The organism is Streptomyces poriferorum (assembly GCF_019399235.1).
GTDB classification, from domain to species: Bacteria; Actinomycetota; Actinomycetes; order Streptomycetales; family Streptomycetaceae; genus Streptomyces; species Streptomyces poriferorum.
Genome location: NZ_JAELVH010000525.1, coordinates 1 through 3,766, shown reverse-complemented (window position 1 = coordinate 3,766; position 3,766 = coordinate 1). Strand labels below are relative to the sequence as shown.

Annotated in this window: 5 protein-coding genes and 1 pseudogene; 4 read left to right on the top strand and 2 right to left on the bottom strand. The window is 72.9% G+C overall.

Features of this window, described 5'->3' with window-relative positions:
- Both JGS39_RS39275 and JGS39_RS39270 read right to left on the bottom strand, forming a co-directional pair.
- Positions 1–390, bottom strand: a pseudogene (locus tag JGS39_RS39275) (hypothetical protein); the annotation flags it as partial.
- 627 nt (positions 391–1,017) lie between these two features.
- Positions 1,018–1,470, bottom strand: coding sequence for a helix-turn-helix domain-containing protein (locus tag JGS39_RS39270; protein ID WP_219574548.1), 453 nt, complete (start codon positions 1,468–1,470; stop codon positions 1,018–1,020).
- A 111-nt stretch (positions 1,471–1,581) separates the two neighbouring features.
- Here JGS39_RS39270 and JGS39_RS39265 point away from each other — a divergent pair, with 111 nt between their 5' ends.
- From JGS39_RS39265 to JGS39_RS39250, 4 genes are all read left to right on the top strand, one after another.
- A complete protein-coding gene (locus JGS39_RS39265) occupies positions 1,582–1,992 on the top strand; it encodes a phage tail termination protein (protein ID WP_219574547.1) in 411 nt (136 codons plus the stop codon).
- 233 nt (positions 1,993–2,225) lie between these two features.
- Positions 2,226–2,822: a phage tail tube protein gene (locus JGS39_RS39260; protein ID WP_219574546.1), complete on the top strand. Its 597-nt coding sequence runs from the start codon at positions 2,226–2,228 to the stop codon at positions 2,820–2,822.
- A gap of 185 nt (positions 2,823–3,007) precedes the next feature.
- Positions 3,008–3,298 carry a hypothetical protein gene (locus JGS39_RS39255; RefSeq protein ID WP_219574545.1) on the top strand — a complete coding sequence of 97 codons (291 nt, stop codon included), beginning with the start codon at positions 3,008–3,010 and terminating at the stop codon, positions 3,296–3,298.
- Positions 3,299–3,363: 65 nt separating this feature from the next.
- Positions 3,364–3,711, top strand: a complete 348-nt coding sequence (locus JGS39_RS39250) for a hypothetical protein (protein WP_219574544.1) — start codon at positions 3,364–3,366, stop codon at positions 3,709–3,711.
- Positions 3,712–3,766 lie beyond the last annotated feature (55 nt).

Genomic DNA, 3,766 nt, shown 5'->3' with positions numbered 1-3,766 from the left:
CCCCGACGCCGCGGGATCCGCGGCGTCGGGGGCGGGACGCGCGGGACCCGCGAGCGCCTTGGGCGGGGCGGCACCGGCAAGGTCTGTTCCCTCGCGGCGCGTCGTGTCGCGTTGCGCTTCGTCGCGCGCCCCGTGCGTGATCCTGCGGCGGAACGGAATGACCGCGGCCTGCCCGGGCGTACGGTCGTCGGCCTCCCCTGCCGTGAGGCCGTCGGCCCACTCGGCGTGCTGGTGCCAGTGGGTCACCGCGTCGCGCCAGCCCTGTCCGTACGCGGCGAACTCGCGCCGCTCCAGCTCCTCACGCGGCACGACCACCAGATCGCCTGCCGAGTGGCTGCCCAGCAGGACGCCGACAGCGGCGAGCAGCCGAGCGAGATCGCCGGGAGGCATCTCCCCGCCCTCCCTCACGCCTCGTACCACCGGCCGCCGCTGACGCGATGCGGCCTCGGACGAACCGTTCGCCCGCCGGGAGCCCTTTTCGCCCTCGCCCATGCGCGGCTCTTCCTGAACGTCTCCTTCACCTCTGTTCCCGACACAGTGGTGCGGCATCCACATTCCCGATCGACGTCGGTTTCCCCACCCCTGGACATCAGGGCCCGCGACGACCGGCCCCCTCCCCTGAACGGACCGGGAACAGCTTAGCGATCACGCCTGTGCGGCGGCTCGCGGCAGTGGACGGACGGCGGCGGGACGCAGCGGGGACACAGGCAGGGAGCGGGATGGAGACAGGGAGGTGCGAGGGCATCCGCCGCTGGACACGGTGCACGGGCGATGCAACGGCGTACGGGACGGGCCGCCGGCGTGTGCGCGGAGCAGGCGGAGCAGGCGGAGCAGGCGGAGCAGGCGGAGCAGGATGCAGGCCCGGGAAGAGTGCCGCCACGTCGGAGGGCGGCGCCGCGCCGGGGGGTGCCGACGCGTCGGAGGGCGGCGCCGCGCCGGAGGGTGCCGACGCGTCGGAGGGCGGCGCCGCGCCGGAGGGTGCCGACGCGCCGAGGAGGGGCGATGCGCCGCCGGGCCTCAGCCCCTTCGGGTCCGCCGGGCCGGGAGCTCCTGTTCCACCGGGCCCGCGGGCAGGAACTGTCCGGCGACCCGCATGAACATCTCCCGCTGGTCGGCCGGGACGCCGAGCGCCGTGGCGGCCTCCTCCAGCGTGATCCGCTCGTTGCCGGTGCTCTGCCGGCCGGGGCCGGCCGGGGTCTGGGGCATGGGCAGCTCGTCCTCGGTGAGCCGGCCCGAGCGGATGAGCATCTCCCGCACCGGGAGGCCCAGGACATGCGCGAGCCTGCGCATCGTCTCCAGGTCCGGCATGCTCTGCCGCTGCAACAGCCGCGTGATGGCTGCCCGGTGGACACCCGCCTCGTCGGCGAGACGGGACTTGCCGCCGCCGCGCGGGCTGTCGATGTCGTATCCACGCCGCCGGATCATGTCTTCGATCCAGGCCGCGAACTGCTCCAGTTCACTGACGGTCACAGGCCTTCGCCTCCCTCCGAGAGGCACGGTTCCGCCGTCGTCGTGTCCGGCGTGTGTACGGGCCGTACGCACGGACGTCCGTACCCGGCCCGTACAAAGGAGTGACCCCACATGCCCTCATCCGCGCCAGGGACGTTCCCGGATGTCCAGGCGATCGTGCGTGACCTGCTCAGGACCCGCGCGGAACTGGCGGACGCGTACGTCGACGACGCCCCGCCCGCCGGCTTCGACGGGACACAGAAGGCCGTACTGATCTCCCGGATGGGCGGTGCCTGGGTCGACGACCTGCATGTGGACCGCCCGTTGATCCAACTGGAGGTCTACGGGCCGCAGAAGTCGGTGGCCCACACTCTCGCCAACGCGGCTCGCGCCGCCCTGCTGGCCGCGACCGGCACCGTCTTCGGCACCTCGTTCGTCAGCGAGGTGATCGAGGAGGACGGCCCCCGGTGGCTGCCCGACTACATCTACGCGGGCGCCAACCGGTACCTCTGCATCCTCCGCTTCACCGTCCGCACGGACTGACCGGCTCCGGCGGGCGGCCCGACGGGCCGACCGGCGGACCCGTGCTCCCCTGCGTGCCGGTCCCCCACCGCCCGTACGAACCGCACCAGGCGTCCGGCCCGCTCACCCGGGCACGCACGTGACGCCCCAACGACCAGGCCCCGCCGGACATCCGGCGGGGCCTTCGCCGTACCCGCCCCGGATACGGCGGCCCCCGCACGGGGGCGACCACCCCTGGAAAGGAAGCCACCTTCATGGCTGGTAACAACTCGTCCGAGATCCGCATCGCCGGAACGGGCCGCATCCTCGTGGCGAAGGCCGGCACCCCGGCGCCGACCGCCTTCTCCAACGACCCGTCGGCCGACTGGGACAGCTCGGTGTGGCGGGACCTCGGCTACACGTCCACCGACGGCGTGACCTTCTCCAAGAAGGACAAGCTCGACCCGGTCGAGACGTGGCAGGCGGTCAGCCCGGCCCGCTTCATCTACGCGGACCGGGACCTGACGCTGAAGTTCGCCATGCTCCAGTTCAACGAGGACACCCTGCCGTTCTTCATGGGCGGCGACGCGGTCTCGGCGGTGAACGCCACCGAGAACCCGGGCGTCTACTCCTACGACGTGCCGGACGGCCCGCAGTTCGACGAGCGCGCCCTCGGCCTGGAGTTCCACGACGGGGCGGACGTCACCTACCGCTTCGTGATCCCGCGCGGCCAGGTCACCGCGTCGGACGACATCAAGCTGGCCCGCAAGGCCGCGGCCTCGCTCGGGGTCACCTTCACGGCGCTGTCCTCCGGCGAGACCCAGCCGCTGGCGACCTTCGTCATGAAGGACCCGTCCTACGCCACGGTGTGACCCGGAGCCCCCGGCATCAGGGGGCTCCGCTCCGCGGGGCGCCGGCGCTCCCGCCCCGGCGCCCCGCGGCACGTCATCGCGTCCCGGACACCGCACCACCCGGCATCCACCGAACCGCACCGCCGCACCACGGCACCCCGACCGGGGCCGCCGGGGTGCGGCCCCCTTCCCGAAACGGAGACCCCATGGCCACCTTCGACGTGTCAGCGGCCCGCGCCCAGCGCATGGAGGCCCTCGGCCGTTCCTGGTCGTTCACCATCGACGGCGACACCTTCGAACTGCCGACCGAACTGACCCGCGTCACCGCCAGGGCACTGCGCGGCCTGGACGACAACGACGTCGACGGGCTGCTCGAACTCCTGCTGGGCAAGAAGCAGTTCAGCCGCTTCGCGCAGCTCGACGTGACCATGCAGGACATCGCCGCCATCCTGGAGGCGTACGGCAAGGAGACCGGGCTCGGCCTGGGGGAAGACTGAGCCTCGTCGCGTTCGCCGAAGAACACGCCGAGGCTCTGGAAGCCGACCTGCTCCGGCACTACGGGGTGGACCTGCTCGACTGGCACCGGGGCGGGCTCTCCTCCCGGCGGCTGGCGCTCCTGATCAAGCACCTGCCGCGGGACAGCGCCACTATCCGTGACACCGACGGCGAGGCGGCCGACTGGACGGTCACCGACTATCTGCTGGCGGCCGTCGTGGACCATCTCGCCGCGGCCAACTGGATGTTCTCCGTCGTCAACGGCGACGAAGAGTCCGACCCGCCGGACCAACCGGTTCCGGTCCCGCGCCCGGGCGACCCGGCCGAGACGGCGGACGAGGTCTCGCCGCCGCCGTCCGCCGACGGGCCGCAGGCCGTTCCGAGCCCTTCGGAACTGGCCCGCTTCTTCGGCTGACACGCCTCCGCCGGCCGTCCCCGGGAGCACGGGGACGGCCGGCGGAGGCGTGTCA

Excerpts from the sequence above, each read along its gene's own strand:
- JGS39_RS39255 (WP_219574545.1), top strand. The coding sequence starts at position 3,008 with ATGGCCACCTTCGACGTGTCAGCGGCCCGCGCCCAGCGCATGGAGGCC.
- JGS39_RS39260 (WP_219574546.1), top strand. The coding sequence starts at position 2,226 with ATGGCTGGTAACAACTCGTCCGAGATCCGCATCGCCGGAACGGGCCGC.
- JGS39_RS39265 (WP_219574547.1), top strand. The coding sequence starts at position 1,582 with ATGCCCTCATCCGCGCCAGGGACGTTCCCGGATGTCCAGGCGATCGTG.